This window comes from Telluria sp. ZB4P37, assembly GCF_059685855.1.
This window is the reverse complement of the sequence record NZ_JCASID010000001.1, coordinates 855,716-882,326: the sequence shown is the minus strand read 5'-3', so window position 1 is coordinate 882,326 and position 26,611 is coordinate 855,716. Positions and strand designations below refer to the sequence as shown.

29 protein-coding genes are annotated in these 26,611 nt (G+C 65.7%); 13 read left to right on the top strand and 16 right to left on the bottom strand.

The window, feature by feature from the left end:
- Window positions 1-76: 76 nt before the first annotated feature.
- Both AC56K1_RS04190 and AC56K1_RS04185 read right to left on the bottom strand, forming a co-directional pair.
- Complete coding sequence (locus tag AC56K1_RS04190) at window positions 77-334, bottom strand: hypothetical protein (protein ID WP_497156575.1); 258 nt, start codon at window positions 332-334, stop codon at window positions 77-79.
- 14 nt (window positions 335-348) lie between these two features.
- Window positions 349-1,125 (bottom strand): DNA/RNA non-specific endonuclease, encoded by a 777-nt coding sequence (locus tag AC56K1_RS04185; protein ID WP_497156574.1) that lies wholly within the window; start codon window positions 1,123-1,125, stop codon window positions 349-351.
- Between the two features lie 178 nt (window positions 1,126-1,303).
- Between AC56K1_RS04185 and AC56K1_RS04180 the strand changes: the two genes are divergently transcribed.
- The 4 genes from AC56K1_RS04180 to AC56K1_RS04165 all read left to right on the top strand — a co-directional run bounded on the left by AC56K1_RS04180 (window position 1,304) and on the right by AC56K1_RS04165 (window position 2,604).
- Window positions 1,304-1,708, top strand: a complete 405-nt coding sequence (locus AC56K1_RS04180) for a hypothetical protein (protein ID WP_497156573.1) — start codon at window positions 1,304-1,306, stop codon at window positions 1,706-1,708.
- Complete coding sequence (locus AC56K1_RS04175; protein WP_497156572.1) at window positions 1,708-1,965, top strand: DUF5985 family protein; 258 nt, start codon at window positions 1,708-1,710, stop codon at window positions 1,963-1,965. The genes AC56K1_RS04180 and AC56K1_RS04175 overlap by 1 nt, the downstream gene beginning before the upstream one ends.
- Window positions 1,966-1,969: 4 nt before the next feature.
- Window positions 1,970-2,251 (top strand): DUF5985 family protein, encoded by a 282-nt coding sequence (locus AC56K1_RS04170; RefSeq protein WP_497156571.1) that lies wholly within the window; start codon window positions 1,970-1,972, stop codon window positions 2,249-2,251.
- Between the two features lie 65 nt (window positions 2,252-2,316).
- Complete coding sequence (locus tag AC56K1_RS04165; RefSeq protein WP_497156570.1) at window positions 2,317-2,604, top strand: hypothetical protein; 288 nt, start codon at window positions 2,317-2,319, stop codon at window positions 2,602-2,604.
- Between the two features lie 27 nt (window positions 2,605-2,631).
- On the opposite strand, the gene AC56K1_RS04160 is transcribed toward AC56K1_RS04165, so the two are convergent.
- Both AC56K1_RS04160 and AC56K1_RS04155 read right to left on the bottom strand, forming a co-directional pair.
- Complete coding sequence (locus AC56K1_RS04160) at window positions 2,632-3,465, bottom strand: phytanoyl-CoA dioxygenase family protein (RefSeq protein ID WP_497156569.1); 834 nt, start codon at window positions 3,463-3,465, stop codon at window positions 2,632-2,634.
- A 122-nt stretch (window positions 3,466-3,587) separates the two neighbouring features.
- Window positions 3,588-4,013, bottom strand: coding sequence for an NUDIX hydrolase (locus AC56K1_RS04155; RefSeq protein ID WP_497156568.1), 426 nt, complete (start codon window positions 4,011-4,013; stop codon window positions 3,588-3,590).
- Window positions 4,014-4,241: 228 nt separating this feature from the next.
- Between AC56K1_RS04155 and AC56K1_RS04150 the strand changes: the two genes are divergently transcribed.
- Together AC56K1_RS04150 and AC56K1_RS04145 are read left to right on the top strand one after the other, a co-directional pair.
- Entirely contained in the window at window positions 4,242-4,700 is a 459-nt protein-coding gene (locus tag AC56K1_RS04150) for a hypothetical protein (RefSeq protein WP_497156567.1), read from the top strand.
- A 173-nt stretch (window positions 4,701-4,873) separates the two neighbouring features.
- On the top strand, window positions 4,874-5,098 hold the full coding sequence (locus AC56K1_RS04145) for a KGG domain-containing protein (protein WP_497156566.1): 225 nt from the start codon (window positions 4,874-4,876) through the stop codon (window positions 5,096-5,098).
- Window positions 5,099-5,308: 210 nt separating this feature from the next.
- Here AC56K1_RS04145 and AC56K1_RS04140 read toward each other — a convergent pair whose 3' ends face one another.
- Together AC56K1_RS04140 and AC56K1_RS04135 are read right to left on the bottom strand one after the other, a co-directional pair.
- Window positions 5,309-6,502: a glycosyltransferase gene (locus AC56K1_RS04140; RefSeq protein WP_497156565.1), complete on the bottom strand. Its 1,194-nt coding sequence runs from the start codon at window positions 6,500-6,502 to the stop codon at window positions 5,309-5,311.
- Window positions 6,503-6,954: 452 nt separating this feature from the next.
- Window positions 6,955-8,163: a hypothetical protein gene (locus AC56K1_RS04135; protein ID WP_497156564.1), complete on the bottom strand. Its 1,209-nt coding sequence runs from the start codon at window positions 8,161-8,163 to the stop codon at window positions 6,955-6,957.
- Window positions 8,164-8,313: 150 nt separating this feature from the next.
- Here AC56K1_RS04135 and AC56K1_RS04130 point away from each other — a divergent pair, with 150 nt between their 5' ends.
- Both AC56K1_RS04130 and AC56K1_RS04125 read left to right on the top strand, forming a co-directional pair.
- Window positions 8,314-9,606: an NCS2 family permease gene (locus tag AC56K1_RS04130; protein ID WP_497156563.1), complete on the top strand. Its 1,293-nt coding sequence runs from the start codon at window positions 8,314-8,316 to the stop codon at window positions 9,604-9,606.
- Between the two features lie 89 nt (window positions 9,607-9,695).
- Window positions 9,696-10,517 carry a DUF481 domain-containing protein gene (locus tag AC56K1_RS04125; protein WP_497156562.1) on the top strand — a complete coding sequence of 274 codons (822 nt, stop codon included), beginning with the start codon at window positions 9,696-9,698 and terminating at the stop codon, window positions 10,515-10,517.
- Window positions 10,518-10,526: 9 nt separating this feature from the next.
- Here AC56K1_RS04125 and AC56K1_RS04120 read toward each other — a convergent pair whose 3' ends face one another.
- From AC56K1_RS04120 to AC56K1_RS04110, 3 genes are all read right to left on the bottom strand, one after another.
- Window positions 10,527-11,831 carry an aspartyl/asparaginyl beta-hydroxylase domain-containing protein gene (locus AC56K1_RS04120; protein ID WP_497156561.1) on the bottom strand — a complete coding sequence of 435 codons (1,305 nt, stop codon included), beginning with the start codon at window positions 11,829-11,831 and terminating at the stop codon, window positions 10,527-10,529.
- A gap of 73 nt (window positions 11,832-11,904) precedes the next feature.
- Window positions 11,905-13,209: an MFS transporter gene (locus AC56K1_RS04115; RefSeq protein ID WP_497156560.1), complete on the bottom strand. Its 1,305-nt coding sequence runs from the start codon at window positions 13,207-13,209 to the stop codon at window positions 11,905-11,907.
- A complete protein-coding gene (locus AC56K1_RS04110; RefSeq protein WP_497156559.1) occupies window positions 13,206-13,520 on the bottom strand; it encodes a thioredoxin family protein in 315 nt (104 codons plus the stop codon). The genes AC56K1_RS04115 and AC56K1_RS04110 overlap by 4 nt, the downstream gene beginning before the upstream one ends.
- Before the next feature lie 297 nt (window positions 13,521-13,817).
- On the opposite strand from AC56K1_RS04110, the gene AC56K1_RS04105 reads away from it, so the two are divergent.
- From AC56K1_RS04105 to AC56K1_RS04095, 3 genes are all read left to right on the top strand, one after another.
- Window positions 13,818-13,997 (top strand): DUF3606 domain-containing protein, encoded by a 180-nt coding sequence (locus AC56K1_RS04105; RefSeq protein ID WP_497156558.1) that lies wholly within the window; start codon window positions 13,818-13,820, stop codon window positions 13,995-13,997.
- Between the two features lie 145 nt (window positions 13,998-14,142).
- Window positions 14,143-14,319, top strand: coding sequence for a hypothetical protein (locus AC56K1_RS04100; RefSeq protein WP_497156557.1), 177 nt, complete (start codon window positions 14,143-14,145; stop codon window positions 14,317-14,319).
- A 160-nt stretch (window positions 14,320-14,479) separates the two neighbouring features.
- Window positions 14,480-15,019, top strand: a complete 540-nt coding sequence (locus AC56K1_RS04095) for a M23 family metallopeptidase (protein WP_497156556.1) — start codon at window positions 14,480-14,482, stop codon at window positions 15,017-15,019.
- 61 nt (window positions 15,020-15,080) lie between these two features.
- Here AC56K1_RS04095 and AC56K1_RS04090 read toward each other — a convergent pair whose 3' ends face one another.
- Together AC56K1_RS04090 and AC56K1_RS04085 are read right to left on the bottom strand one after the other, a co-directional pair.
- Window positions 15,081-17,549, bottom strand: coding sequence for a penicillin-binding protein 1A (locus AC56K1_RS04090; RefSeq protein WP_497156555.1), 2,469 nt, complete (start codon window positions 17,547-17,549; stop codon window positions 15,081-15,083).
- Between the two features lie 148 nt (window positions 17,550-17,697).
- A complete protein-coding gene (locus tag AC56K1_RS04085; RefSeq protein WP_497156554.1) occupies window positions 17,698-20,508 on the bottom strand; it encodes a bifunctional diguanylate cyclase/phosphodiesterase in 2,811 nt (936 codons plus the stop codon).
- A 103-nt stretch (window positions 20,509-20,611) separates the two neighbouring features.
- Between AC56K1_RS04085 and AC56K1_RS04080 the strand changes: the two genes are divergently transcribed.
- Window positions 20,612-21,112: a MarR family winged helix-turn-helix transcriptional regulator gene (locus AC56K1_RS04080; protein ID WP_497156553.1), complete on the top strand. Its 501-nt coding sequence runs from the start codon at window positions 20,612-20,614 to the stop codon at window positions 21,110-21,112.
- A gap of 316 nt (window positions 21,113-21,428) precedes the next feature.
- Here AC56K1_RS04080 and AC56K1_RS04075 read toward each other — a convergent pair whose 3' ends face one another.
- Window positions 21,429-22,763, bottom strand: coding sequence for a putative bifunctional diguanylate cyclase/phosphodiesterase (locus tag AC56K1_RS04075; protein ID WP_497156552.1), 1,335 nt, complete (start codon window positions 22,761-22,763; stop codon window positions 21,429-21,431).
- A gap of 76 nt (window positions 22,764-22,839) precedes the next feature.
- Window positions 22,840-23,214 carry a DsrE family protein gene (locus AC56K1_RS04070; RefSeq protein ID WP_497156551.1) on the bottom strand — a complete coding sequence of 125 codons (375 nt, stop codon included), beginning with the start codon at window positions 23,212-23,214 and terminating at the stop codon, window positions 22,840-22,842.
- A gap of 287 nt (window positions 23,215-23,501) precedes the next feature.
- On the opposite strand from AC56K1_RS04070, the gene AC56K1_RS04065 reads away from it, so the two are divergent.
- Window positions 23,502-24,434, top strand: a complete 933-nt coding sequence (locus AC56K1_RS04065) for a pyridoxamine 5'-phosphate oxidase family protein (protein WP_497156550.1) — start codon at window positions 23,502-23,504, stop codon at window positions 24,432-24,434.
- A 1-nt stretch (window position 24,435) separates the two neighbouring features.
- Here AC56K1_RS04065 and AC56K1_RS04060 read toward each other — a convergent pair whose 3' ends face one another.
- The 3 genes from AC56K1_RS04060 to AC56K1_RS04050 all read right to left on the bottom strand — a co-directional run bounded on the left by AC56K1_RS04060 (window position 24,436) and on the right by AC56K1_RS04050 (window position 26,479).
- Entirely contained in the window at window positions 24,436-25,371 is a 936-nt protein-coding gene (locus AC56K1_RS04060; protein WP_497156549.1) for a PDR/VanB family oxidoreductase, read from the bottom strand.
- A 234-nt stretch (window positions 25,372-25,605) separates the two neighbouring features.
- Window positions 25,606-26,088, bottom strand: coding sequence for a nuclear transport factor 2 family protein (locus AC56K1_RS04055; protein ID WP_497156548.1), 483 nt, complete (start codon window positions 26,086-26,088; stop codon window positions 25,606-25,608).
- A 16-nt stretch (window positions 26,089-26,104) separates the two neighbouring features.
- Complete coding sequence (locus AC56K1_RS04050) at window positions 26,105-26,479, bottom strand: DsrE family protein (protein WP_497156547.1); 375 nt, start codon at window positions 26,477-26,479, stop codon at window positions 26,105-26,107.
- Between the last annotated feature and the right edge of the window lie 132 nt (window positions 26,480-26,611).

The window sequence follows — 26,611 nt, the reverse complement described above, 5'->3', positions numbered from 1 at the left end:
TGACTGCTGGAATGATGAGCCGGAAAAAGGCCGCCGACGCAGGGAAGACGCGGCCTTGTGTCCGACCCGCGCGGCCTCAGTTGAAGGGGTTGGCGACGGTCTTGACCTCCGGCGGCGGCAGCCGGTCGGGCAGCTCGCGCGCCTCGAGCGCGGCGACGATGGCACCCAGGGTTTCATGCAGGATTCTAGCGTCCTGCAAGCCCTGTTTGTCGGCGGTCAGGTCGACGTCGCCCGACACCGTGATGCGGTCGACGCGGTTCTCAAGCATCAGGTCGCCGATCTCCAGCACGTCGGCTTCGTTGGCATACGGGGTAAAGCTCTTCTTGCGGGTCATGGCGCCTCCAGGATTCAATGTCGGTTCTTGCGCTGGCGGATCTTGGGCAAGGCCAGCATGCGTTCCTTCTGCTGCCGCGTCAGCGAGGGCAGCAGCTCGATGCCGACGATGCGCTCGAGCTCGGCCACCGGAATGGCGTGGATCGGGGCGTCGCCCCGGTTCTCGACGAACCAGGCGGCGGCCGCTTTCTGGCGCGGGCTGTACACCACCTTGTAGAGGTGGCTCGGCACCAGCACGTTGCCGACCTTGCGCAAATTCGTGCCCAGGAAAGCCGGGCCGGTAATCACGTACAGGGCGCCTTCCTTCTTCGCCATCTTGCGCACCGCGCCTTCGATCGGGGCCCAGATATGGCGGTTGTGGTTGCGGTCTTGCGGCACCATGTTCGCCAGCGAAAAGCTTTCGCGCTGGGCGCGGCGATCGGGCATGTCGCCGTTCGGCGCCAGGTGGCCGCGATCGAGGCCGCTGCGTGCGTAATCGGAGAGCTCGGCGCGCTGGCTGCGCGGCAGGCGCGGCTCGGCGTGGAAGGCATTGTCGCGCTCTAACCCTTGGGCCGCTTCCAGGTTGTCGGCGCGCAGGAACTCGGCCGACCACAGTGCGGTGCGGGTCACGCCGGAATGCATGACGCCGAACACGTCGTAACACAGCTCGCGCGTGTCGACCGCCAGTTTCGGGTTGCGGATTTCGGGCGGACGGCCGTCGAGGTAATGCGAAGGGCAGCCGGCGGCATGGACGGCGCCGGAGAACAGCAAGGCCGCCGCAAGGCCCAGGCGTGCCAGGAAAGAACGAAGCATGGTGAGCAAATGACATGGGAACAAGCCGCATTGTAGCCGCTTGTCTTTGATCGGGCTCAAACAGCTGTTTGCGCTGCCTCCGTGACCGTGCGCACGATTGAATGCCTTTCCACGAAGAATGATCTAGAATCCTCGTTTTCTTTTAAAGCTTCCTTTTGGGAAATTCCGATCGACCCGAATGGACCGTCCACCCATCCCCGAGGACTTGCGCCGGTTCGTCCTGACGAGCGTGCCCTCCGTGCCCTTCCTGGAAGCGCTGCTGCTGCTGCGCGCTGATCCCGGCCAGCAATGGACCGGGGAGATGCTCGCGTCCCGGCTGTATATCAGCGAGCGCACGGCCCTGGCCCTGCTCGACGAACTGTGCCGCGCCTTGATGGCGCGTCCCTGTGCCTCGCCCGACCCGGCCAACCGCGCGCATACGTATTGCTACGCGCCATCGACCGAATTGATGCGCGAACGCATCGACCTGCTGGCCGAGCTGTACGCCCGGCACCTGGTCGACATCACCCACCTGATCCACTCCACCCTCGACCGCAAGGCGCAGCAGTTCGCCGATGCTTTCCGCTTGCGCAAGGAACCCTAATGGGCGCACTCATCTATACGTTGTGCATGCTGACCTCGCTGGCCTGTACCTGGCTGCTGTTCGCCAGCTACCGCCGCACCCGACACCGCCTCCTGTTCTGGAGCGGCTCCTGTTTCGCGGTGATGACCTTCAACAACCTGTTCCTGATATTCGACAAGATCGTCTTCCCGGATATCGACTTCATGCCGCTGCGCCTGGTCAGCGCCCTGGTGGCCTGCCTGCTGCTGTTGTACGGCCTGATCTACGAGAAGGAGTAAGCCGATGAGCCAGATGATGTATGGCGCGATCTCGATGGCCTCGCTGACCATCGCCCTGTTCTTCCTGCGCTTCTGGCGCAGCTCGGGCGACCGCTTCTTCATGTATTTCGCGCTGTCGTTCTTCATCGAGGGCCTGCACCGGATTTATTCCGCGGTGCTGAACGAAACCGGCGAGGATTCGCCGCTGCATTACCTGGTGCGCCTGCTGGCCTACGGCCTGATCCTGTGGGCGATCCTGGAAAAGAACCTGCCGCAGAAGGAGCGGCGCAAGGATGGGCAGGGCTAGCGTGCGCCCGCGCCAGGGGTGCGGCGCGATAATGGGCCATGGAAAACCGCCGACAGGAGATCAGCATGGCCACACCGAACCAACCACAACGCAAACAGGAACCCGGGCAGGACACCCGGCAGGACACCAATCCGGTCGCCGGCGGCGGGCAGGCGCAACGCTCCGATAACCTGCTGCCGGGCGAAGAAGGCTTCGAGGACGGCCGCTTCGACGTCGCCGAAGAAGTCAGCCTCGACCAGCATTCCGACGAGGCGCGCCGCGTCGGCCAGGCGCCGGCAAACGGCATTGCCGATTCGCTGCCGGACGCCCTCAAGACCCCCGTCCCCTCCCAGCAGGTCCCCGAAAAGCCCTGAACCCGCCCGCCCGGGCTCCCGGGCGGTTTACCCCATCGTCACGCCCATCTTCAGGCCCTCGATCGTATGGGCCTGCTGGATCGGCTCGAGCCGTTCCACCACCCGGCAGCTCAGGTGCTCGCGCACCTGCGGCGGCAGGCTGTCGTAAAAAGCGCGCGACATCTGCAGGTCGTGGCGGATGGCATTGGTCGCATCGGGCGCGTCGGCGCCGACCACCAGCACCGGGCGCGAACGGTTCGACTGGTTGGCCGTGCCGCGGTGGATGGTCAGGGCCGAGCGCGCGGAGATGTCGCCCATCTTCGGCATCTTGCGCTCGGCAAGCGCATCGTAGCGCGGCCACAGCGAAGGATCGGGGAACATCGGGTCTCCGCCGAACAGGTCCCATTGGGTGCCGGGGGCGATCTCGAACGGCCCCATGTCTTCGGTGACGTCGACGGTGGTGATGTTGAATGCGAGCGAACTCAGGCGCCGGCCACGCGCGGTTTCCGGCGGCGAGGCGAAGTCGCGGTGCCAGGGCTGGTGCATGGCGCCCGGGCCGGGCACGTCGAAGCCGACTTCTACCAGCCGGTAGTCCGGCCCGAGCACGGCGCTGCACACGGCCACCACCCAGGGGTGGCTGGCGATCGTCACGAAGCCGCGCAGCCGCTCCGGGTGTACTTCGACATAGAACCGGTTCGGGCCGCGGTTGAGCGCCCCGCCGGGCCGGGCCTGGGCCTCGCGGAACAGCAGGTCGATATCGGCGCCCAGTTCGTCGATCAGGCCGCGCTCGAAGGCGCCGCGGCAGGCGATGATGCCGTCGCCGTAGATGCCGCGCATGATGTCGGCCACTTCATGGCCGGTGGCGGGCAGTTGACTAGTCATTGTTCTTCCTCCAGTACAGGTTGCGGCAGGAGCGCCGCTGGATGCGTTCACGGCGATCACAGGGCGCCCATACTAGCGGCATTCGCTAACCGGTGGCGCAAGGCCGCTCCCCAATCCTGTTCCTACCAGGCGATCCTGATTAGCACCTCGCCCATGCGCGGCCAGCACAGGCCCCGCAGCTCTTCGCGCGCCGCCCAGCGGTAGCCGTCCATCTCGGGCGTGGGCCTGCCTGTCACGTAGTGCGGGAAGGTGGTGCTGCAATGCAGGTGCGTTAGGCGCTCGAGCCCGGGGCCGCACTCCACCATGAACAGGTGCAGGCCCTTGTCGCGCCGGTAGGCGAAGGGCCCGAGGTCACGGAAGCGCGCCGCATCGAACACCAGGGAGGACTCCTCGCGCAGCTCGCGCATCGCCGCCTCCAGCTCGGTTTCGCCCGGGTCCAGCATGCCTTTCGGGATATCCCATTTCGGCGTGTGCGTGACGTGGCATAGCAGCAGCTTGCGCTGAGGGTTGACGACCAGGGTGCCACAGGAAAGAGTGTGCTTGGCCATGGGCTGATGCCGTTGGGGACGGCTGCGATGCCGCCGGTCGGGGCCGCGAGGATCTGCCTGCGTGCCGATGGGCCAATGTATCGACGCATGTGCCTGGCTGTCAACTGTGCGCGCCCCGCGCTGCCTGCGCCGCACACTGGACGCTGGCGGCATGCGGCAAGGGGAGTGCAGGATGGAGTATTTGCTGAACAATAGCGAGCTCGAAAGCTGGATGCTGGCGCTGGGTGTGTGCGTCGGGACCACGGGGCGATGTATGTGATCCGGGTGCTGGCACTGCGCCACCTGGACGACCTGTCGCGCCGTACCGTGACGCGCATCGACGCGTCGCGCCGCGTGGCCTTCATCCTGCGCGTGGCCTACGGCACCTGCGAAGAACGGGTCACGGCGATTCCCGGCATCGTGCGCGGCATCATCGCGGCGCGCAGCGATGTCGGCTTCGAGCGCGCCCATTTTTTCCGCTACGGCGACTGGTCCCTCGATTTCGAGGTTGTCTACCACTTCCGCAGCCCGGACTACATCCTGCACATGGATGCGCAGCAGGAGATCCTGCTGGGGATCTACCGCGCCTTCCAGCACCAGCAGATCCAGTTCGCGCACCCGCTGTCGATGGTGCGCGTGGCCGATGCGGGCGACCCGGCCGGAGGCTGGCCGCCAATGCCTGCCGGCGCCAGTTTCGTTCGCCATTGAGCCCGCATGCATGCGCCGGAACGATCCTACACGGCTGGGCTGGCCACTCCTATTCACCTGTCGAGGCCGCTACCATAAGATGGACTCACCTTTTCCGGAACACGCCCCTCGCAAGACGCGACGGGCACCGGCAGGGATCCAACCAACTTTGTCATCAGGTAAAGGAGACGATCATGGCATCGAACAATCAAGGCAAGGGCAAGCGCGGGTTCGCCTCGATGGACGAACAGAAGCAGCGTGAAGTGGCGCCGGCCGGCGGCCGCGCGCCAGGCGCGAATTCGCAGAGCGGCAATTCGCAGAGCGGCAGCCGCGGCGGCGCCCAGGGCGGCAACAGCCAGAGCGGCGGGAACAATGCCGGCGGCGGCAACGGCGGCGGCGGGCGCCGCAGCAATCGTTAGGTTCAACCGATCGATCCCCGTGTGACGCGCGGGGAGTCGCCAGACCAGCGGCAGGATCCCACCGGACCTGCCGCCGTTTTTTTCAACCCACGAAACGCCGGCGCAAAAAGACACGGCGGCGGTACCCCGAAGGGTCCGCCGCCGTGCAGTCGCCAGCCAGCGGGTTTTCCAACCCGCTGGCCGCTTACGCTGTGTGGCCGTTCGCCTGCATCAGGCGGTCTTCGCGATCGGCATCGCGCTGGCCTTGGCCGTGGCCAGTTCCGGGACCGCGACATCGGCCTTGCCCGCGCCCAGGCGCTGGGCCGCGGTGTTCGGGACGGCGCTGGTGATCAGCTCGTGCATCTTGGTTGCGGTACGGTCCCAGGAGGTGCCGGCCACGACTTCGCGCATGCGCTTGGCCATGGCCTGGCGCTCGGCCTCGCTCATCGACAGCTGGCGTTCGCAGGCGGCGATGTACTGCTCCGCAGTGTCGGCAATGGCCACCACGTCGCCGTACGGCACCACCACATCGGTGATCGGGGTCGAGACCGACGGCAGCTCGGCCGCCATGTATTCGAGCACCTTGGTCGGGCTGATGAACTTGGTCGAATCGTTCATTGCGAACGGCAGCAGGCAGACGTCCCAGCCGGCCAGGAACTGCGGCAGCTGGTCATAGGTACGCTGGCCCATGTAGTGGACGTTCGGCTGCTTCGGCAGCGTCGCCGGGTCGATCTTCACGACCGGGCCGACCAGCACGATCTGCCATTCCGGATGGGCATCTGCCATGTTTGATACCAGGTCGACGTCGAAGCGCTCGTCGATCACGCCGTAGAAACCGAGGCGCGGGCCCGGAATGTGGGCCTGGTCAGGATGCGAGATGTCGCGGTTCTGGGCCTGGCGGAAGTGCTTGGCGTCGACGCTGCTCGAGAAGCAGTGGGCGTTGGCGTGGCGGTCGCGCTTGGACTGGTACAGGCTCGGGCCGCCGGTGAAGACGACGTCGGCCATGTTCAGCAGCGCGCTTTCGCGCTGCAGCAGCTGTTTCGGCGAATTCTTGAACATCGCCAGTTCGTCCATGCAGTCATAGACGATCTTGGACGGGTTCAGCCCCTGCAGCAGCGGCAGCGCCATCGGGGTGTAGAACCAGACGATCGGCTGTTCGCCGTCGGGGACGAGCTCGGCCAGCAGGTTCTGCAGGGTCGGGATCTGGTCGTCGTGGAAGCCCGGTGCGTGGATCGCGGTATGCGGCTGGCACACGGTGATGTTCGGTGCCACGGCCGTCTTCTTGAGGAAGGCCTGGCCTTCGCTATATACCGGTTCCTCGACAAACACGATGTCGTAGTGTTCCGCCAAACGGGTCATCAGGTGCTGCGGACGCTGAAAGACGAAGTCCCAACGGAGGTGGCAAAACACGATCAGGGTCGGCATATTCATTTCCTTTTCGCCTAGTTGGCGCTATCTATTTGTTGGTCATGCCTGGCAGATTTTCTCTCTCGATGCCAGTCTCCGGCCGAGCATGGAGCCGACCGTACCCGACGATCGTAACATGCAAATTTTCTAATATTTCGATTTATGCATTGCAATATTTGCACTGGGAAATATTGCAACCGGACGGGACGGGCGTCCCTCATAGGGGGGAGCTTACTGATGAGCAGGCCCGTGTAGGGGCGTTCCTACAGCAAAACAGGAAGTTCAACTACGAAAAGTTGTCAAATTTTTTACTCAGCCCTAGCGATAAGCTTCCCTGATCTGACTTCCGCAAAGACCATTTCGCGTCCGTTTTCATTCGGAAGCCGGTCTTGCTGCCACACCCGGCGCCGCCCTGGCTTACCCGACAGGAAGGCTGTAGGAAAAAGGAGGCCTTCCGGCCACCGCCGGTATCAATCGTCGCGATACGGTTCGGCGCCCTCGGCATGGCCGTCGGGGCTGAAGCCGGTGGCCACCGACACCCCTTCCAGGCCGAGCGACAGCAGCGCATCGCACAGGTTGTCCATTTCCGCGCCCAGGTCCGCGGCCAGGTCGACCGGCACCTCCACGCTGCCCCAGGGCGTGCCGCCATCGAGGGCGTACAGGTTCACCCGCAGCACGATATGCTCGCCGGCGTCGATCGGTGCCACCGCCGCATGCACCTGATCGGCTTCCAGCTCCTTGGCGACGAGCGTGCGCGCCACTTCCGACAGCGTGCCCAGGGTGGTCAGCTCGGCCACGCCCTGCTCCTTTGCGCCGTAGAACAGGTCCTGGTAGAGGAAATCGACATGCACGCGCTCAGGGTCGTGCGACAGGCAGCGGCGCAGCGCGGGCGCCACCTGGAGGGTCCAGGCGCGGTAGCGTTCGGCACGCGCGGCGTACCAGGCGTCGGCCGCGGCTTCGTCGCGGGGCACCGCATGGAAGGGGTCGTTCGCGCGCTTGAGCGAAAAGCCCAGCAGGAAGCGCAGTTCCATCGCCGACTCGTCGGGCGCGAAGCGCTCGCCGGTCCAGCCGCGGATGCTGGCCTCGATGGCCGGCGCCGGCTGCAGCTTCTTGTCCAGCAGCGAGGCGGCGGCTTCGCGCAGCATCTCGTGCAGGGTCGAAAACGCGATGTGGTCGATCTCGGCCAGGTCGTAGGCATGCTGGATCAGCACCAGTTTCGCGTCCTTGCCTTCCAGCCCTGCCGCATGGAAGCTGGCGGAGAGCTCCTCGAAGGCAGTGGAATCCTGGAAGGTTTCCTGCGCCACCAGTCCGCCTTGGCTGCGCACGAACAGCGGCACCAGGAAGGCGTCGATCTCGTAGTCGCTCCCGTCGTCGCGGCGCAGGCGCAGGGTGGCGGCTTCTTCCTCGATGCGCCCGCGCAGCAGGCGGCAGGCTTCGGGATCGGTATAGCGGGCCTGCTCGATCGCTTCGTACAGGACCTCGTCGCGCTTCTTGCGCAGCAGCTTGCGCACCAATGCCACCAGTTCTGCCTCGCGCTCGCCGTCGCCACCCGGGCCCGGGAACTCTTCCTGCTCGGCGATGGCGAGCGCCAGCTCGGCCAGCTCGTTGGCCTGGGAGCCGGCATCCTCCTCGCGCGGATTGTTCGAAGTACGGGGCAGCGGGCGCTTATTCTTTGGCATGGCGGCAGGTCGGTAATGAATGAACCGCCATGTTAGCGCATCGGCATCGCATGCAGCACGCCGTCGGATGCCGCGGATGCCGCCCAGGCGCACGGGCACCTGTTCAGCGCGGTGTTATGCTTCAGGCAAAACAAGCATGGAGCCACCACAATGCTCGATAAATTCTTCAAGCTCACGCAGAGCGGCACCGACGTGCGCACCGAACTGCTGGCCGGGCTGACGACCTTCCTGACGATGGTCTACATCATTTTCGTCAACCCCTCGATCCTCGGCGACGCCGGCATGCCCAAGGAAGCCGTGTTCGTGGCCACCTGCCTGGTGGCGGCGCTCGGCACCGCCGTCATGGGCCTGTACGCCAACTACCCGATCGCGATGGCGCCGGGCATGGGCCTGAACGCCTATTTCGCCTATGCCGTGGTGCTGGGCATGGGCATCGCCTGGCAGGCGGCGCTGGGCGCGGTCTTCATCTCGGGCTGCCTGTTCATCCTGGTCTCGGTGCTGGGACTGCGCGGCATGATTGTCAATGGCATCCCGCGCTCGATGCGCGTGGCCATCACGGTCGGCCTGGGCATGTTCCTGGCCTTGATCGCGCTGAAGAATGCCGGGATCGTGGTGGCCAGCCCGGCCACCCTGGTCAAAGCCGGCGACCTGCACAAGCCCGAGTCCATCATGGCGGTAATCGGCTTCTTCGCCATCGTGGCGCTCGACCGCCTGCGCGTGAAAGGCGCGATCCTGGTCGGCATCGTGCTGGTGACGGTGCTGTCCTTCTTCTTCGGCGGGAATACCTACCAGGGCATCTTCTCGGCGCCGCCCCCGATCGACCCGACCCTGCTCAAGCTCGACATCCCCGGCGCCCTGTCCGCCGGCATCCTGAACGTGGTGCTGGTGTTCTTCCTGGTGGAACTGTTCGACGCCACCGGCACGCTGATGGGCGTGGCGCGCCGCGCCGGCCTGCTGGTCGAGGGCAAGATGGATCGCCTCAACAAGGCACTGCTGGCCGACAGCGGCGCCATCGTGGCCGGCAGCCTGCTGGGCACCTCGAGCACCACCGCCTACCTGGAAAGCGCCTCGGGCGTGCAGGCCGGCGGGCGCACCGGCCTGACTGCCGTCACGGTGGCGGTGCTGTTCCTGGCCTGCCTGTTCATTGCGCCGCTGGCGGGCGTGGTGCCGCCCTATGCCACCGCGCCGGCCCTGCTGTTCGTGGCCTGCCTGATGCTGGGCGACCTGGGCGATGTCGACTGGAGCGACTCCACCGAGAGCATTCCGGCCGCGGTCACTGCGCTGGTCATGCCCTTCACCTTTTCGATCGCGGAAGGCATCGCTTTCGGTTTCATCACCTACGCGGTGCTCAAGCTGCTGACGGGCCGGGCGCGCGAAGTGGCGCCGGTGGTGTGGGGGATTGCCGCACTGTTCACTTTCAAGATCGTCTATATCGGTACCTAGTGCCAATTGTGTCGGAAAGCATCGTTTCGCGCTGCCATTGGGATACAATATCGCGCATCCTGCAAGCGCCCCCGTGGCAAACGATGCTCATGAAATCATTCAAATCCCTTGCGATAAACCGGACCTTCGCCCTTGCGCTGGTCCTGTGCGCCGTCCACGGCGCGGCCCGGGCCGGGCCCGACCTGCCGGTGGTCGGCAACGTCCACGCCCCCTTGCGCGTGGCGCTGCCCGAGATCCCCGAAGGCGGCTGGTTCACCTCCGCCGAACTGGGCGCGATCACCACGTCCGGCAACACCAGCGGCACCTCGATCACGGGCAAGATCGACGCCCGCCACGAGACCGCCGCCTGGAGCCATGAATTCGTGGTCAGCGGCTTCTTCAAGGAAGACGAATACGAGGACGACGAGGGCAATATCGAAAAGAGCAAGTCGGCCGAGCGCTTCGCGGCTTCGGCCAAGGCTTCGCTCAAGCTTCTCGGCGAAGGCAGGCGCGCCTTCTTTCTCGGTTCGCACGTGAACGACCGCTTCGGCGCCTATACCCGCTATTCGTCGGTGTCGGTGGGTCACGGCTCGAACTGGTTCAATACCGGCGACAAATCGCTCGACGTCGAGATCGGCCCGGGCTATTTCGCGGGCGAGCGCGCCACCGGCGAGGACGAAAGCGGCCTGACGGTGCGCGGCGCGGCCCAGTTCCGCTGGCGCGTCAGCCCCTCGGCCTATTTCGCCCAGAGCGTGAGCGTCGAAAAAGGCACCTCGAACACCCACTCGGTGGCCGAGACCTCGCTCAGCACCAAGATCAATTCGACCATGCAGTTGAAGGCGGGATTCAGCGCCCGCAACGACAGCAGCGTCCCGGCGGGCAAGAAGAACCTGGATACCCAGACCTCGCTGACGATGGTCTATTCGTTCTGACGCATTGATTTACAGCTGAAAGCCGCCAGCCGTCTGCGTGAACGCGTTGATGCCGGCGCTCATGGCCGTGATCATCGCCCGCTCGGCCGGCGACAGCCCTGGATGCCAGATGTCGAAGATCAGCACGACCCGCAGCTGGTCGCTGTCGTTCCAGGCTTCGTGCTCGATGGTGTCGTCGAATACCCAGGCCTTGCCCTCTTCCCACGCGCGCGTGTCGTTCCCGACCCGGAAGCCGCAGCCAGGCGGCACGATCAGCGGCAGGTGGGTCACCAGCCGCACGTTGCTCACGCCGGTATGCGGCGGGATTTTCGTGCGCGGCTTTAATACCGAAAACATTGCGCTCGGCGTGCGGCCCGGCTGGTCCGGCTGCGGCGCGCCGGCGAGCAGCGCCATCGTGCGTGGGCAGCGCCCGGCATTGCCGGCCACCGCCTCGCCGTTGTCGATCAGGCGGAAGGCATTCCAGCTTGGAGAGCGGTTCAGTTCCGCCCACTGGGCCAGCGGCTGGTCGTCGCCATAATTGATATAGGGCGAGAAGCCCTCTTCCGAACCCATCACGTTCAAGCATTCATCGCGGACCTCGCTGGTCGCAGCCTCGAAGGCATCCAGCCAGGGAAAGTCGGCGCGTTCGAAGAAGCTGACCGGGGCCAGGCCCTGGAAATGGAACAGCGCCGGCTGAGAGTCGTAGCGGCGCTTGCGCCCTACCATGATGTCGAGCGAATCGCGGAAGCGCCGCAAGTCTTCCCCTTTCATCTCCTTGAGCTGGGGCGCCAGGAAATCGTCCAGGTAGCTGCCGAATTCGCGGCTATAGGCTTCGTGCCAGGCCAGCGCTTCGCGCACGGCCGGCTGCAGGTCGGGCGCCAGCGACTGCAGGGGCGGCGTTACCGCGGCCACCGCGGCGCAGGCCGAGGCCGCGGCCTGGCGCTTGCCCTGGCGGATGTAGAGGCGGCTGCGCATCAGCAGCGCGACCAGGTCGTAGGGATCGACCGTCAGGGCGCCGCGGATCGCGGCTTCTTCGCCGGCATCGTCCTGCATCGCCAGGCAGACCACGGCCAGGTTCAGCCACTGCTGGACGTCGCGCCCGTCGACGCTGACCAGGCGTTCGAGCAGAGCCCGCGCCTGGGCCTGGTGTCCGGCCTGGAAAGCCGCGTGCGACAGCGAGCGCAGCGCGCGCGGATGGTCGGGCGCCTTGGCCAGGATGCTTTCCCACAAGCGGTTCGCGCGCTGGTGCTCGCCGCGCGCACCGGCCTGCAGCGCGTCGCGTTCGAGATCTGCGATCTGGACGGCATCTGCCTGCCTGTTATTTGCCTGCTGCACGTGAGTCCCGGAATGTAAGTACGAGCCAAACATTCTGGTGCAGATATATGCACATTGGCAAGCAGTATTTACTTCAGGCCATCTTCTCTTGCACGCCGCTGCCGCGGCTGCCTTTCCCGATCGCCAGCAGCGCACACAGGCTCAATAGCGCCGCGCCCGACAGGTAGTAGCCGACATACGCCAGCCCGTAGTTGGTCGCCAGCCAGGTCGCCACATAGGGCGCCAGCGATGCGCCCAGGATGCCGGCGAGATTGAAGGTGAGCGAAGCGCCGGTATAGCGCACTTCGGGCGGGAACATTTCGGCCAGCAGCGTGCCCAGCGGCCCATAGGTGAAGCCGACCAGGCACATCCCGATGATCATGAAGGCGCCCACCGACAGCAGCGTGCCGGCGCCGAACAGCGGACCGAACAGCAGGCCGAACAGGGCGATCGCCGCGCTCACCAGGATCATGGCCGCGCGCCGGCCGTAACGGTCGGCCAGCAGCGCCGAGGGCGGGATGGTAAGGCCGAAGAACACCACTGCCACCAGCTGCAAGGTCAGGAATTGCTGGCGCGAGAAACCCAGCTTCATCGTGCCCCAACTCAGGGCGAACACCGTCATCAGGTAGAACACCACGAAGGTGCACACCGCAATGATGGTGCCCAGAACCAGGGCGCGGCGATGGTCTTGCAACACGGCGAGCACCGGCACCTTGACCCGTTCGCCACGGTCGATCACCTTCTGGAAATCCGGTGTCTCGGTGATCTTCAGGCGCACGTAGAGGCCGACGATCACGAGCAGGGCGCTGGCAAGAAAAGGAATGCGCCATCCATAGCTGAAGAATTCAACGTCGCTCATTACCTGGCCCAGCAGCAGGAAGGTACCGCCCGACAGAAAGAAGCCGATCGGCGCACCCAGCTGCGGGAACATGCCGTACCAGGCGCGCTTGGATGGCGGCGCGTTCTCGGTGGCCAGCAGCACCGCCCCGCCCCACTCGCCGCCCAGGCCCAGGCCCTGGCCAAAGCGGCACAGCGCCAGCAGCAGGGGCGCCGCGGTGCCGATCGACGCATAGGTCGGCAGCAGACCAATCAAGACCGTCGAGATACCCATGGTGAGGAGCGCGGCCACCAGGGTGGCCTTGCGCCCGACCCGGTCGCCGAAATGGCCGAACACGGCCGAGCCGACCGGGCGCGCGAAAAAGGCGATGGCGAAGGTCGCCAGCGATTGCAGGGTAGCGGCGGCCGGGTCGGCCGCCGGGAAGAACAGCCGCGGGAACACCAGCACCGCGGCGGTGGCATAGATATAGAAGTCGTAGAACTCGATGGTGGTGCCGATCAGGCTGGCAAACAGGACGGTGCGCGGCTTGTTGGCCGGGAGGTGGGTTGCAGCAAGCGTCATGCGGCACCGGCCTGGGCCAGGGCCACGCGCACTTCGTCGCTGGAGACCGGGCGCACCACGCGCGCGACTTCCTGGCCGTCTTTCAGCACGATCACGGTCGGCCACAGCTTGACGCGGAAGGAGCGCCCGAGAGCGCGCCCCGGGCCGTCCTCGACCTTCACATGGCGCACTGAGCCCGAGCGCAGGGCCCCGTCGATCAGCGGCTCGGCGGCGCGGCAATAGCCGCACCAGTTGGTCCCGAAATCGAGGACGGTGGTGCCGGGCAGTGCGTCAATCGCGCTGCGTTCCGGCTGGGCGGTGTCGTAGGTCATGGGGGACTCCTCAATAATGCCGATATGGCAAGCGTACCTCAAAACCCTCCCACCCAGCCAGTCCCCCCGGCACCGCCCTGCCGTCAGTGCGCGTGTCATCCCGACTCCTCGCGCTTGTCCGCGGCCTCGCGGCAATAGCGTTCCTGCGCTGCGCGTGGCCCAGCGCGCGCCGCCAGCTGCTGCGGATCTCGTCCTGGCGGTGCTGCGCATAAGAAATCTTGCGAAAGGTGAAATGCCTAACTGACCATGGTTTGTACCGGTGCCAAAGTTGAATCGAACTCGTCAACAGGAGTCAACATGTCCGACAATCTGCAAAAAGCCGGTTCGCAAGACCGCAGCCGCATCAACGTGCACGAAGAATGGGAAGTACGCTATTGGACCGAAGCACTGGGCGTGAGCAAGGAGCAGCTGATAGATGCCGTCAAACAGGTCGGGCCGGTTGCCGACAAGGTCCGTGAGCACCTGAAACGCCGTTGATGCACCTGGTCCGGACGGCCTGCCCCGGTAGCAGCGTACCCGGTGCGGCTGTTCCCGCGCGCCGCCTGCTACCTGCCCCTCCCTTGAGCCGCCTGTTGAGTCCGGCACGCGCGCCCGGCGCCGGTCCATCCGAAAGGAGCCCGGTTTGAATAGAGGCGTGACCTTCGCCCGCAACCGCCATGGCGCCAACTCCAGCGGCAAGCAGATGCATCCCGAGATGCGCGCGGCCACCCTGCATGCGGGCAGCGGCGTGCTGCGCCCTACCACCCACGAAGGCGTCGAGGTCTACGGCATCCATACGCGTTCGGCCGTCAGCGGATAGAGCGTCGGCACCTTCACCCTCAGCTCCCCGCCGGGTGCGGCCGAAGCGCCGGGCGCGCCGCAGGAGAGCCGGCCCCAGGCCCTATCGGCCCTGCCGACGTTCGATTCCGCCTGACCCTGTCAATCCGGGCTTTCGCCCCCAGCTGTTGCGTATTCCTGTCATGGCGCGACCCATGCGAACCTTCCTGCGCAGCCTGCTCATCGCCGCCCTCCTGATCGCCGCCTGGGGCCTGCTCGATCCCTGGCTGCGCCACGGGCTGTACGCCATGCGCCTGGCCTCGATGCCGGCGCCGTCGACGCTGGCCATGCCGGTCGAGGGCGTACGTCCCAAGGGCTTGCGCGATACCTGGCACGCCGAGCGCGGCAACGGGCGCCGGCACGAGGGTATCGATATCTTCTCCAGGCGCGGCACGCCGGTGCGCGCCGCCACCGAGGGCATCGTGCTGCGCGTCGGCACCAACCGTTTGGGCGGCCAGGTGGTGTGGTTGCTGGGGCCGGGCGGCCAGCGGCATTACTACGCCCACCTCGACCGCTTTTCGGACGTGGCGGCCGGGATGCGGGTGGAGGAAGGACGCGTGCTGGGGTTTGTGGGCAATACGGGGAATGCGGCGGCGACGCCGCCGCATTTGCATTACGGAGTGTACGGGACGGAAGGGGCGGTCAATCCGTATCCGTTACTGCGGGGTAGCATGAAACGGTAGCAAAACGCGGGGAACGAAGGCTCCGGCGAAGGCCGGAGCCTGATTTAACAACGGTCGCAGATCAAATAATCTCATCCTCGCCCGTCGGCGGAGGCGGCTGTACCGGGATCACTTCCGGCATCGGCGGCGGCTGCACCTCCTCGACCTCCGGCTCGTCGGTCTCGATCTGCGATTCCGGCGGCCCTTCCTGGGCAGGATCCTCGACCTCCTCGAACTGCAAATCGCCCGGTCCTTCCTCGATTTCCTCGCTCGGGACTTCCATCTGGCGCGGGGCCGGCGCGCGCGCGCCCGGCAGCAGCGCATTCGGGTCGAGCTTGCCGGTCTCAATCGCGCCGCGCATGAAGTCGCCGACCAGCAGCAGCGCGTTGTGGCCGCCCTGCCCCCAATAGCTGCTGCGCATGGTCACGCGGTTGTCGTTGAAGCCCACCCAGGCGCCGGCCACCAGGTTCGGGTGCATCAGGATGAACCAGCCGTCGGTATTGTTCTGGGTGGTGCCGGTCTTTCCGGCCACGTCGCCGTACAGGCCGAAGCGGTAGCGCACGCCGCCGCCGGTGCCGCGGTTGACGACGCCGCGCAGCATGTCGATCAGGTTCAGGGCCGATGCCTGCGACAGCGCGCGCTCGGGCGCATCAGGCACGAAATCGGCAATCAACTTGCCTTCGCGGTCGGTGATGCGGCGCACGAACACCGGCTTGCGGTATTCGCCCTGGGCCGCGATGGTGCTGTAGGTGCTGACCATTTCCAGCAGGGTCACCGGGCTGGTGCCCAGCGCCAGCGAGGGCACCTGCGCCAGTTTGCTCTGGCGGATGCCCATGCCCTTGGCCAGGCTCACGATCGGGCTCAAGCCGACTTCCTGCATCACCTGCGCCGTGATCGTATTCTTGGAAAACACCAGGCCGTCGCGCATGGTCATCATGGCGCCGGTGCTGCCGTTCATGTCGGTCGGGCGCCAGGCTTTGCCGGGGCCGACGCGGATGTCCTGCACCGCGTCGCGATAGGTCTGGTCGGGCGAGATGCCACGCTCCAGCGCGGCGGCATAGACGATCGGCTTGAAGGTGGAGCCCGGCTGGCGCGAGGCCTGCACCACGTGGTCGAACTGGTCGCGCTCGAAGCTGCGGCTGCCGATCCAGGCGCGCACTTCGCCGGTACCCGGGTCCATCGCGACGAAACCCGCTTCCAGGCGCGACTTGGCCGCCTTCAGCTCGGCCATGAAGCTGCGGTCGCCTTTCAGGCGCTTGAGTGCGGCGTCAGGCGCTTCGCCGTCTTCCACCGCGCGGCGGTAGTCTCCGGATTCGCGCACGAAGGCATCGAGCTCGCGCGGGTGCGAATTCCAGTAATACGCGAAGGGATTGACGTCGCCGCGCATCGCGGCGTACATGCCGCTCGACGTGGAGCGCGGCAGGTTCGACGACGCCCATTCGACGTCGGCCACTGCCTGCAGCGTGTTGGACTGGCGCTCGACGGCGCGCTGCGCCGCTTCCTGCAAGCCCTGGTCGAGCGTGGTGTGCACCACCAGCCCGTCGAGCTGCAGGTCATAGTCGTTCTCGTCGGCCCACTCCTGCAGCCACTTGCGTACGTGGGCGGTGAAGTGATTATCCTTGCCGCTGCGGTCGCTCAGGCGCGCGAAGCGCACCCGCAAGGGACGCTTCGCCAGCGCGCGGTAGCGCTCTTCGCTGAAGGCGCCATGCCGGGCCATCTGCGACAGCACCACGTTGCGCCGGGTCTTCGAGCGCTCGGGATTGGCCACCGGGTTGTAGTAGTGGGTCCCCTTGAGCATGCCCACCAGGGTCGCCGATTCGAGCACGTCCAGGCGCAGCGCCGGCTTGGCGAAATAGGTGCGCGCCGCCATCTCGATGCCGTAAGCGTTGTACAGAAAGGGCACGGTGTTGAGGTAGGCCTCGAGGATTTCGGTCTTGCTGTAGGTGTTCTCGATCTTGATCGCGGTGATCAGCTCTTTCATCTTGCGGTTGATGCTGCGTGCCCGCCCGATCTCTTCGGGGAACATGTTGCGCGCCAGCTGCTGCGTAATGGTCGAGCCGCCCTGCGCATCGCCCTTGACGGTGGCCAGCAGCGCGCCACCGATGCGCCGGAAGTCCACGCCATGGTGCTCGTAGAAGCGGTGGTCCTCGGTCGAGATCAGGGCCTTGACCACGTGCGGCGAGACCTGCGACAGCTTGACCCGTTCCTGCAGGCCCTTTTCAAAGGTGCCGAGCTCCTTGCCGTCGGCGGACAGGATGATGCTCGGGCGCGCGGTGCGGGCCTGGTGCAGGTCGTCGATGCCGGGGGTGAGCGGGATCAGGACCAGCAGGTAGATGAAGAAGGCGGAGAGGCCGGCGGCGAGCGCCCACAGCCCGACCAGCAGCACTTGTTCGACCAGTGGCCGGTCGCGCAGCCGCGCCCGGGCCATCGACATGCTGCTCCGGGCCCGTTGCCCCGCGCCCTCGAACAGGCGCTGTCCATGCTGCTTGAGCCGTGCACGCGGCGTGTTGCCGGTGTCGTGCTTGATCTCGGTCTTGTCTTCCTGGTCCACTATATGAATCCTTGCTGCCTGTTACGGGTGGTGCGCGTTGCGCATTGCGTCTGCGGCAAGTATAGCTGACCAGAGTCAAAACGACGGTGGGGATTGCGTGCTGGGCTCGCGCTCTGCGCCCGGAGGCCCCCGGCGCGCGGCGGACTGCTCAGGCGTGCTCGGGGGTCGGCTCCATCCGCCCCATGCGCAGCAGCGGCTCGACGTCTTCCACCCGGCCCGGGCGGCCATAGATGTAGCCCTGCACCTCGTCGCAGCCGCAGCCGCGCAGGTAGTCGAGCTGGGCGAGGGTTTCGACGCCTTCCGCAATCACGTGCATGCGCAGCCCGTGGGCGAGCGAGATGATGGCGTCGACCATGGCCGCGCCGTCCGGGCTGCCGACGATGTCGCGGACAAACGACTGGTCGATCTTGAGCACGTCCACCGGAAAGCGCTTGAGGTAGGCCAGGCTGGAGTAACCCGTGCCGAAATCGTCGATCGACAGGGTCACGCCCATGGCCTTCAGGCAGCGCATGGTCTCGATCGCCGATTCGACGTTGGCCATCATCATGCTCTCGGTCAGTTCGATCTCGAGCGAGTCGGCCGACAGCCCGGTTTCGTCCAGCACCTGGCGCACGGTCTGCACCAGGTCGGGCTCGGAAAACTGGCGCGCCGACAGGTTCACGCCCACGCGCAGCGGGCCAAAGCCGGCGCGCTGCCAGTCCTGGTTCTGGCGGCAGGCCGTGCGCAGGACCCAGGCGCCGATCGGCACGATCAGGCCGGTCTCCTCGGCCAGCGCGATGAAGCGGTCGGGGCGCACCGTGCCCAGCTTGGGGTGGCGCCAGCGGATCAGCGCCTCGGTGCCCACCACCCGCCCGCTGACCAGGTCCACCTGCGGCTGGAAGTAGAGCTCGAACTGGTCCTTGCGCAGCGCTAAGCGCAGGGCGCCTTCCAGGGCCAGGCGGTCGGTGGCGTGCGCGTTCATGTGCGGGGCGTAGAACTGCACCCCGTTGCGGCCGATATCCTTGGCGCGGTACATCGCCACCTCGGCATGCTTGACCAGGGTTTCCGGGTCCTTGCCATCGACCGGGTAGCCGGCCACGCCGGCGCTGGAACCGAACACCAGCGTGTGGCCCTGGATCGGCAGCGGCTCGGCGATGGCGTCGCGCACCGCCTGCACCTGGGTCGCGGCCTGGCGCTCGTCCAGGCAGCCGCACAGCACCAGCATGAAGTCGTCGCCGCCGGTGCGCGCCGCGGTGTCGGCCTGGCGCGTGACGCCGGCGATGCGGCCGGCGATCGCGCGCAGCGCTTCGTCGCCGAGCCGGCGTCCGAGGGTGTCGTTGATCAGCTTGAAATGGTCGATGTCGAGTGCCACCGTCCACACCGGGCCGCCGTTCGCCACCGCGATCGCCCGCTCGATGCGGTCGGACAGCAGCGCGCGGTTGGCCAGCCCGGTGAGCGTGTCGTAGCGCGCGCGGTGCGCCAGCTCGGCCTCGTAGCGCTTGGCCACGGTGACGTCATAGGTGGTCACCACGAAATGCTCGGTAAAGCCATGCCCGTCGTTGACCGGCGCCAGGTAGACCTCGCTCACCAGCTCGCGCCCATCGCGCGTGGCGTGCCGCACCAGCGCATGGGCCTTGCGGCGCGCGTCCAGGGCCTGGCGCAATTCTTCCAGTCCCGGCTCGTCGTTGTCCTGGCGCGCCAGCATGCCCACCGGCAGGCCCACCAGGGCGCCCTCTTCATAGCCGAGGGTGCGCTCGCAGGCCGGGTTGGCGTATTCGATCGGATAGTCGGGATGGGTCGCGCTGATCAACAGGATCGGGTTGGCCGCGGCCTCGATGGCGCGCTGGTGCAGGCGCAGCGCACCGGCGGTGGTGGCCAGGTCGGCGGTGCGCCGCTCGACCAGAGATTCGATGCGGCGCGTGCGCGTGGCGCGCTGGTGGACCAGCCAGCCTGTCGCGAAGCTGAGGAACAGGCCGTAGCCGAGGATGGACAGCGAGCCGGCCTGGGTGTCGAGGCGCCGCGTCAGGCGCTGCGCCTCGACCTCCCAGCGCGCGCCGGCCATCTCGATGCTGCGGGTGATGGTCACCGGGCCGCCGCCGAACCAGCGCTCGAACAGGGACAGCGGTTTTGGTGCGCCCGGATGACGGAACACCGCCACCCGCCGCCCATCGGCGGTGTATCCATGCAGCGTGAGCGTGTAGTCGCCCATGGTCAGCAGGCGCGCCGCCTGCAGGCTGGCGCCGACCAGCACCGCGGCGTCGAGCACCACCGTGGTGCAGCCAAGCACCGCGGCGCGCCGCCCCTCGACCGTATAGTGTTCGGCGCCGGCGCGGTAAACCGGCATCGTCACCAGCACGCCGCGCAGGTTGCCGTCGCCCTGCACCAGGCGCAGCAATGGGCTGGAAGTCGGCAGGCCGGTATCGATCGCCTGCTGGGTGAAGCTGCGCTGCTGCGGATTGGACCAGGCATCGAAGCCATACACCGGGGCGTTAAAGGCGATCGGGACGATGTAGTCGGCAACCAGGTAGCGCGGACGCGGCGCAGCCGGGATCAGGCCATTCGGCCCGCGTTCGCGGATGGCGAAGCCCTGCCAGGTGCGGGCCCGCTCGGCCTCGAAGGCGGGGCGCTGCGCGCCGCTCACGAAGCGGTGGTATTCGAGGGCCAGCAGGTAGCCGTTGCGCGCCGCCAGCGGCTGGGCAAAGGCATCGAAGGCATCGCGCGACACCTCGCCGCCGTTGGCCACGAACAGCAGGTTCAGCGAGCGCAGGTCGGAGACGGCTTCGGCGAACGCGCGCGTGACGGCGGCGGTGCGCACGGCGGTGCGCTGGCTGAAATCGGCGCGCGCGATGTCGGCCTCCAGTTGGCGTGCCACGCCAAACAGGAGACCCGTCAGCGCAAGCCCAGCCAGGAAGGTTGCCACGGCGGCGCGCGACACCATATGCCGGCGCAGCAAGAGCGGTTTTGCCAGCAGCCGATTCATGAACCCATGCTAGCGCAAGTCGGTGCCCACCGCGCCACGTTACTCGCGCGCAAACGGCGGGGCCGCTCCGGTGTGGCCATTGCGTTTCCGCTAAGATGGCGGCATGACACCACCGACGCCCGACCATTCCCACCCGCCTGCCGACGACGGCAGCTCCATGCGCGTGCTGCGCCAGTTCCGCATCGTCTTCAATGCCGTGAAGACCCATTTCCGCCAGGTCGAGCGCGAAGCCGGCCTCGGCGGCGCCCAGCTATGGGCGCTGTCGGTGATCGAACGCCAGCCCGGCATCGGCGCCGGCGGTCTGGCGCGCGAACTAGACATCCACCAATCCACCGCCAGCAACCTGGTGCGCTCGCTGGTCGAACGCGGCTACGTGGCGACCGCCCGGGAAGGCGCCGACCGCCGCAGCGTGGCGCTGCGGGTACTGCCGCCCGGCGCCGAGGTGCTGCGCAATGCGCCGCTGCCATTCGCCGGCGTCCTGCCCGACGCGCTGGCCAGCCTCGACCCGGCTACGCTGGGGCGGATGGAGCAGGACCTGGAACGGCTGATCAAGGTGCTCGACGCCGATCCGGATGGGGGCAAGCTGCCGTTGGCGCAGCTCTAGGGTTGGCACGCAGGCGGGCTGCCTGCGTCGCAGCCAGGCCGGTATGCCACAGGTTTCACAATTTCTTTGTACGAATTAAGCAGGTAGACGCGGTAATTGTGGATTCGGGCGCAACCAACCGAAGTCGATAGTGACGGGACAGCAAAGCAGGTGAACTTGTGCTCTTTCGATTGAACGTTGGTGATAAATGAATGGCGGTTTGCCGTTCACATCAATGGCGTAGATGCATTACATCAAAGCGATGTAACCCACTTGTGTTCTGAAGTTGCCTTTTTTTGCTTCCGAATGTAGCTGGACCCGTCGCAGCTACATTGACTTACATGGCAGGCTGAGCTTTTTGGGCGACTTGCCAGTCCGGCAGGTCTTCGATAGGCATGGGCATGCTGAACAAATAGCCCTGCGCCAGGTCGCAGCCTTGCTCGGCGAGGCAGTCCGATACGTTCTGGCACTCCACCCCTTCCGCAACCACTTTCCGTCCCAGCGCGTGACCGAGGGCAATGGTCGACCGTACAATGGCTGCCGCTTCCATATCGCCGAGAATCGGCGTAATAAAGGACTGATCGATCTTGATGCCGTCCATTGGGAACTGCCGCAAATAGCTCAGACTTGCGTAGCCGGTCCCGTAGTCGTCGATCATGATCTCCACGCCGCAATCCTTCAGGCGGGTCAGCGTCGCCAATGCCGCGGCCGGGTCTTCCACCAACGTGCTTTCCGTGAGCTCGAACTGGAGTAGCTCAGGACGAACGCCCCAGGCGTCGAGCTGGTTCTGGACGCGTTGCGCCATCGCCGGATGACGAATGTCGTGCGCCGAGAGATTGACCGCGAGCGTCTGCACGTCGGGATAAGCCTGCCAGCCGCGCAGGAAGCCCAGCGTCGCGTTCAGCACCCAGTTGGTCACGCGGCCGATCATTCCGCTTTGCTCCGCCAGCGCGATAAACTGCGCTGCGGGAATCAGGCCCAGCCTTGGATGGGCCCAGCGCACCAGCGTTTCAGCACCGGCGATCCGGCCAGTTCGCAGATCGATTTTCGGTTGGCAGTACAAGCGCAGTTCATCGCGTTCGACCGCGCCGAACAGATCGCCCATCAGTGCCAGTCGGCTTGCTTGCATGCGCTGCTGGGCGTTGCCATACACGGCAACTCGCCTGCCGCCCGGCTTGGCCTGGGCCAAGGCGGCGTTGGCCCGGCGGCAAAGCGCCGCCGGAGAGACGACATCGTCGGCATCACCGGCCAGCCCGCCGCTGACATGGATGCAGATAGCCATCCCCGCGACGGCAAACGGACGATCCATGAGGTGGCACAAGGCTTCGGCGTACGCGGCCGCATCGTCCACAGCGCTGCCGCGCAGAATCAGGCTCAAGGTATCGTCACTGAGTCGTGCCAGGACACTGTGCGAAGGTAGACTAACCCCGAGCCGGACGATAGCCTGGCGCAGGAGTTCGTCCGCGATCTCGTCACCAAAGACTTGGCCGATTTCCTGCATGCGTCCAAGATGCAGGTGAAGCACCGACAGCGGCAAGCCGGTTGAGCGCGCATCGTGCCAGCATTGCGCCAGCGTCTCAATCTGCTGCTGTGAGCCGGGTAGTCCGGTGCCTGCCTCTAGTTTCGGCTCACAGCTGTCACCGCCGCCGGCCCTGTTCCTTCCGTATTCCATGCATACCTCCTGATCGGACGCGCTAGCGTCCATGTCATGCATTGCGCAGGGACGAGCACCGCTCGCCCCTTCTGGGCTAGAAGCTGTAGATGGAATACCCGTCAGCCGCCAGCTGGGCAATGCTGGGGAGGCCCGAGGTACCGGGCACGCTGTTGTCGGTCACCAGGTCGAAGCCGTTTTTTTCGGCGTCTTCCCGAGCGCCGAAGACATCAGCGCAGCCGCAGGACACGCCGGCGACCGTATCGGCAACCGCTTGGTAAAGGGCGTGGACCGGATGGGCCGGGTTGCCGACCACGCCTGCCCAACGGGTGCCGGTGCCCTGGAAGTAGATCGCAACATCTGTACCGCGCTGCTTGAAATCGTAGGCTGCGGCCAAGCCGTTGAACAAGCGTCCGAGGGCTTCTTCGCCGCCGTTTTTTGGATCCGAGAAAATGATGATCGCTGCTTTCATGATGCGCTCCTGGTTTGGATGGTTCGGTTGAGAGGGGTAGCCGTTCAAGGCATGAGTTACATTCTGGACGGTAAAGAGATGCCGAAAAATAGTGCAGGGAGAAATTGATTGTTTCGGTAGGAGCGCTTGTTCAGCAGACAAGCAGCGCGCGTGCCGGAAAGCGCGGCCTTGCCCTCAAGAGATTGAAGGCCTATGCTTGATTGTCAATACGAAAAAAGATGGCGCAATACTCTTGCCGCACTCACGCAGTGCACGCGACTAACTTCATATCGTGATCGGAGACATCGATGAGCGAACATTCCAAGTTTCACCGCGGCGAGCGCGTCATCCAGGAACGTGCCGGAGAAACAGCCCAAGCTGACCGGAACATCTCCGTGTTGACTGATACGGTCATTGGCGGAGCGCGCCCTTTCATCGGCAAACAGTCCATGGCGGTCGTTGCGAGCATCGATGCTGGTGGTGGCGTCTGGGCGTCCGTCCTCTTCGGCCAGCCTGGGTTCGCACAGACGGAGACCGGCAAGGCGATCGGCCTGGCAGTACCGGCGCAGGAGCGCGACCAGACCGACCCGTTCTGGACCAACATCGGCGCGAACCCGAGCATAGGTATGTTGTTCATTGAGTTGGGAAGCCGACGGCGCTACCGCGTCAACGGCCGCCTGACTGCGATCGACGCGGCCGGCGTGGAAGTGGGCGTGATCGAGGCCTATCCCAACTGCCCCAAGTACATCCAGCGGCGCAACCTGCGCGCGGTCGGAAGCAGCGGCCTGCCTGCCGCAGCGACGCATGGTGCGCTGCTTGCAGGCGATGTCGCGGATATTGTGCGGCAGGCCGATACACTATTTGTAGCCAGCTGCCATCCCGAATACGGCGCTGACGTCTCCCACCGCGGCGGGACAGCCGGCTTCATCACCATTCTGGATGAGCACACCCTGCGGATCCCTGACTATCCCGGGAACTGTCTCTACAACACCTTCGGCAACTTCGAGGTTAATCCCCGTGCAGGCCTCTGCATCCCGGATTTTGCCGGCAACCGCCTACTGCAGTTGACGGGCGATGTGGCGCTGCACTGGGATATGCCGGACCCCGCTGGCCAGACTGGCGGCACCTTGCGTTTTTGGGACTTCAAGGTCGAGCGCCTAGTGGTGCGCAACACGCCCCAGCAGCTCGAATGGGAATACCTGGATCCCTCGCCATTCAATATGCCGCTGGCTACCGCCTAGCCTAAAGATCAAGTTCGAGATCGCTGCTCGCGGCCCAGGAAACGCATGTGGTCATGCCCTGGAGCCGCTGTTGCGGCGTGAGGCAGACGTCGCGGTGCATGGGTGTGCCTGACACCACCTGGGCGAAGCAATTGCCGCATTCCCCGCGCTTGCAGTCGTAGGAGACGAAAGCGTCAGCAGCAATCATCGCATCGAGGATCGAGGTGCCGGGCGCGACCTCGATCCTTAGGTCGCTCTGGCGCAGGTAGACCCGCACCGGCTTATCCTCGCTAGCGCTGCGCGCGCCGAAGCTCTCTACGTGTACGTGGGCCGCGGGCCAGCCCAGGGCCGCCGCACGGGTACGGATCGCTTCGAGCAGCGACACCGGGCCGCAGGCGTGTAGTTCGCTGCCTTCCACGTAAGGACCGATCAGCGTGTCCAGGTCCGGGCGTTGTCCGCCGCTGGTAAGATAGGTCGACACCACGCCGTGCCGCATGCCCTCGAACTCGCCCATCAGCACCAGCCGCTCTGGCTCGCGCGCCAGGTAGTGCAGTTCGAAGCGGTGGCCGGCGCCGTCGAGGGCCCGCGCCATCGAGGTCATCGGCGTGATGCCGATCCCGCCGGCAACCAAGACCGTGCGCGCAGCGCCTCGCTTCAGGCTGAACGCATCGACGGGCGCGCCCAGCTCCACTTGCATGCCTGGCTGGTATTCGTCATGCAGGACGCGCGAACCGCCGCGCCCCGCCGGTTCACGCTGTACGGCAATGCGCAGGCACTCGCCCGGAGCGCCGACCAGGGAATAGGCCTTGTGGAACTCCTCCCCCGACTGCGAGCGAAACCCGATCTCGACGTGGCTGCCGGGCGCCCAGTCGGGCGCGCGGGAACCATCGGCGGGCACCATGTGGAACTCCTTCACATGGACGCCGTGCTGCACAACGGTTCGAATGTGGTAGCGCATAATCTCAAGCCTTTGCATGAAAAGAAGTGATGAAGAAGGTGCTGCCCTTGCCGATATACGTGTTCATGTTGCGTTCCCTGCGACTAGCGACCTGGGTAACTGCCATGGCACCATCATCCATGCCCAAGATCGGCCCGCCATTCCGCGCTGTCTTGCGGCGCGTCCGCGTGCTTCCGGGGAGGAGGACGCACTAGCAATCTCATCAGCCATGCCATCATGTCGTCCCCCATGCGCTTATAGTCCGAGCTCGGATAGCCCGGGATGCTCATCTGGACGCCGTCCCAGCCGCCAGTGAAATTTGCGCTCCCGCTCGAGGATGGGCAGGTCGTTGATGCAGGCGTAGCGGTTGACCATCAGCCCATCGGACCCGAACTCCCAGTTCTCATTGCCGTACGAGCGGAACCAGTTGCCGGAATCGTCGCGCCATTCGTAGGCATAGCGCACGGCGATGCGATTCTCCGTGAACGCCCACAGCTCCTTGATGAGTCGGTACTCCAGCTCCCTGCGCCACTTGCGCTCGAGGAAGGCCTTTGCCTGGTCCCGTCCTTGCGCGAACTCAGCGCGGTTGCGCCAGCGGGTATCCAGGCTGTAGGCCAGGGCGACCCGGGCGGGATCACGGCTGTTCCAGCCATCCTCCGCCAGGCGGATCTTTTCGATGGCGCTCTCCCGGGAAAATGGCGGCAAGGGTGGGCGGAGTTCGTTCACGGTGGTGGCCATGTCAGACTGCACTTGATCAGAAGCTGTAGATGGCGTAGCCATCAGCGGCGAGCTGGGCGATGCTGGGCAGGCCCGAGGTGCCGGGCACGCTGTTGTCGGTGACCAGATCGAAGCCATTCTTCTCGGCATCTTCGCGGGCGCCGAAGACGTCTGCGCAGCCGCAGGACACGCCGGCGACGGTGTCAGCTACTGCCTGGTAGAGCGCATGGACCGGGTGTGCCGGGTTGCCGACCACTCCGGCCCAGCGGGTGCCCGTACCCTGGAAGTAAATGGCGACCTCAGTACCGCGCTGCTTGAAGTCGTAGGCGGCGGCCAAGCCGTTGAACAGGCGTCCGAGGGCTTCTTCGCCGCCGTTTTTTGGATCCGAGAAAATGATGATGGCTGCTTTCATGATGCGCTCCTGATTGGAATGGTTCGGTTGAATTGGTAGCCGTCGTTACGGCATGGAAGTCATTCTGGCCGACAGGCGCATCTTGAGAAACGGGGCGCGGAGAAATGGATTATTTCGGGAAGTGGAATGTTC

Excerpts from the sequence above, each read along its gene's own strand:
- AC56K1_RS04190 (WP_497156575.1), bottom strand. The coding sequence starts at position 334 with ATGACCCGCAAGAAGAGCTTTACCCCGTATGCCAACGAAGCCGACGTG.
- AC56K1_RS04185 (WP_497156574.1), bottom strand. The coding sequence starts at position 1,125 with ATGCTTCGTTCTTTCCTGGCACGCCTGGGCCTTGCGGCGGCCTTGCTG.
- AC56K1_RS04180 (WP_497156573.1), top strand. The coding sequence starts at position 1,304 with ATGGACCGTCCACCCATCCCCGAGGACTTGCGCCGGTTCGTCCTGACG.
- AC56K1_RS04175 (WP_497156572.1), top strand. The coding sequence starts at position 1,708 with ATGGGCGCACTCATCTATACGTTGTGCATGCTGACCTCGCTGGCCTGT.
- AC56K1_RS04170 (WP_497156571.1), top strand. The coding sequence starts at position 1,970 with ATGAGCCAGATGATGTATGGCGCGATCTCGATGGCCTCGCTGACCATC.
- AC56K1_RS04165 (WP_497156570.1), top strand. The coding sequence starts at position 2,317 with ATGGCCACACCGAACCAACCACAACGCAAACAGGAACCCGGGCAGGAC.
- AC56K1_RS04160 (WP_497156569.1), bottom strand. The coding sequence starts at position 3,465 with ATGACTAGTCAACTGCCCGCCACCGGCCATGAAGTGGCCGACATCATG.
- AC56K1_RS04155 (WP_497156568.1), bottom strand. The coding sequence starts at position 4,013 with ATGGCCAAGCACACTCTTTCCTGTGGCACCCTGGTCGTCAACCCTCAG.
- AC56K1_RS04145 (WP_497156566.1), top strand. The coding sequence starts at position 4,874 with ATGGCATCGAACAATCAAGGCAAGGGCAAGCGCGGGTTCGCCTCGATG.
- AC56K1_RS04140 (WP_497156565.1), bottom strand. The coding sequence starts at position 6,502 with ATGCCGACCCTGATCGTGTTTTGCCACCTCCGTTGGGACTTCGTCTTT.
- AC56K1_RS04135 (WP_497156564.1), bottom strand. The coding sequence starts at position 8,163 with ATGCCAAAGAATAAGCGCCCGCTGCCCCGTACTTCGAACAATCCGCGC.
- AC56K1_RS04130 (WP_497156563.1), top strand. The coding sequence starts at position 8,314 with ATGCTCGATAAATTCTTCAAGCTCACGCAGAGCGGCACCGACGTGCGC.
- AC56K1_RS04125 (WP_497156562.1), top strand. The coding sequence starts at position 9,696 with ATGAAATCATTCAAATCCCTTGCGATAAACCGGACCTTCGCCCTTGCG.
- AC56K1_RS04115 (WP_497156560.1), bottom strand. The coding sequence starts at position 13,209 with ATGACGCTTGCTGCAACCCACCTCCCGGCCAACAAGCCGCGCACCGTC.
- AC56K1_RS04110 (WP_497156559.1), bottom strand. The coding sequence starts at position 13,520 with ATGACCTACGACACCGCCCAGCCGGAACGCAGCGCGATTGACGCACTG.
- AC56K1_RS04105 (WP_497156558.1), top strand. The coding sequence starts at position 13,818 with ATGTCCGACAATCTGCAAAAAGCCGGTTCGCAAGACCGCAGCCGCATC.
- AC56K1_RS04095 (WP_497156556.1), top strand. The coding sequence starts at position 14,480 with ATGGCGCGACCCATGCGAACCTTCCTGCGCAGCCTGCTCATCGCCGCC.
- AC56K1_RS04085 (WP_497156554.1), bottom strand. The coding sequence starts at position 20,508 with ATGAATCGGCTGCTGGCAAAACCGCTCTTGCTGCGCCGGCATATGGTG.
- AC56K1_RS04080 (WP_497156553.1), top strand. The coding sequence starts at position 20,612 with ATGACACCACCGACGCCCGACCATTCCCACCCGCCTGCCGACGACGGC.
- AC56K1_RS04075 (WP_497156552.1), bottom strand. The coding sequence starts at position 22,763 with ATGGAATACGGAAGGAACAGGGCCGGCGGCGGTGACAGCTGTGAGCCG.
- AC56K1_RS04070 (WP_497156551.1), bottom strand. The coding sequence starts at position 23,214 with ATGAAAGCAGCGATCATCATTTTCTCGGATCCAAAAAACGGCGGCGAA.
- AC56K1_RS04065 (WP_497156550.1), top strand. The coding sequence starts at position 23,502 with ATGAGCGAACATTCCAAGTTTCACCGCGGCGAGCGCGTCATCCAGGAA.
- AC56K1_RS04060 (WP_497156549.1), bottom strand. The coding sequence starts at position 25,371 with ATGCGCTACCACATTCGAACCGTTGTGCAGCACGGCGTCCATGTGAAG.
- AC56K1_RS04055 (WP_497156548.1), bottom strand. The coding sequence starts at position 26,088 with ATGGCCACCACCGTGAACGAACTCCGCCCACCCTTGCCGCCATTTTCC.
- AC56K1_RS04050 (WP_497156547.1), bottom strand. The coding sequence starts at position 26,479 with ATGAAAGCAGCCATCATCATTTTCTCGGATCCAAAAAACGGCGGCGAA.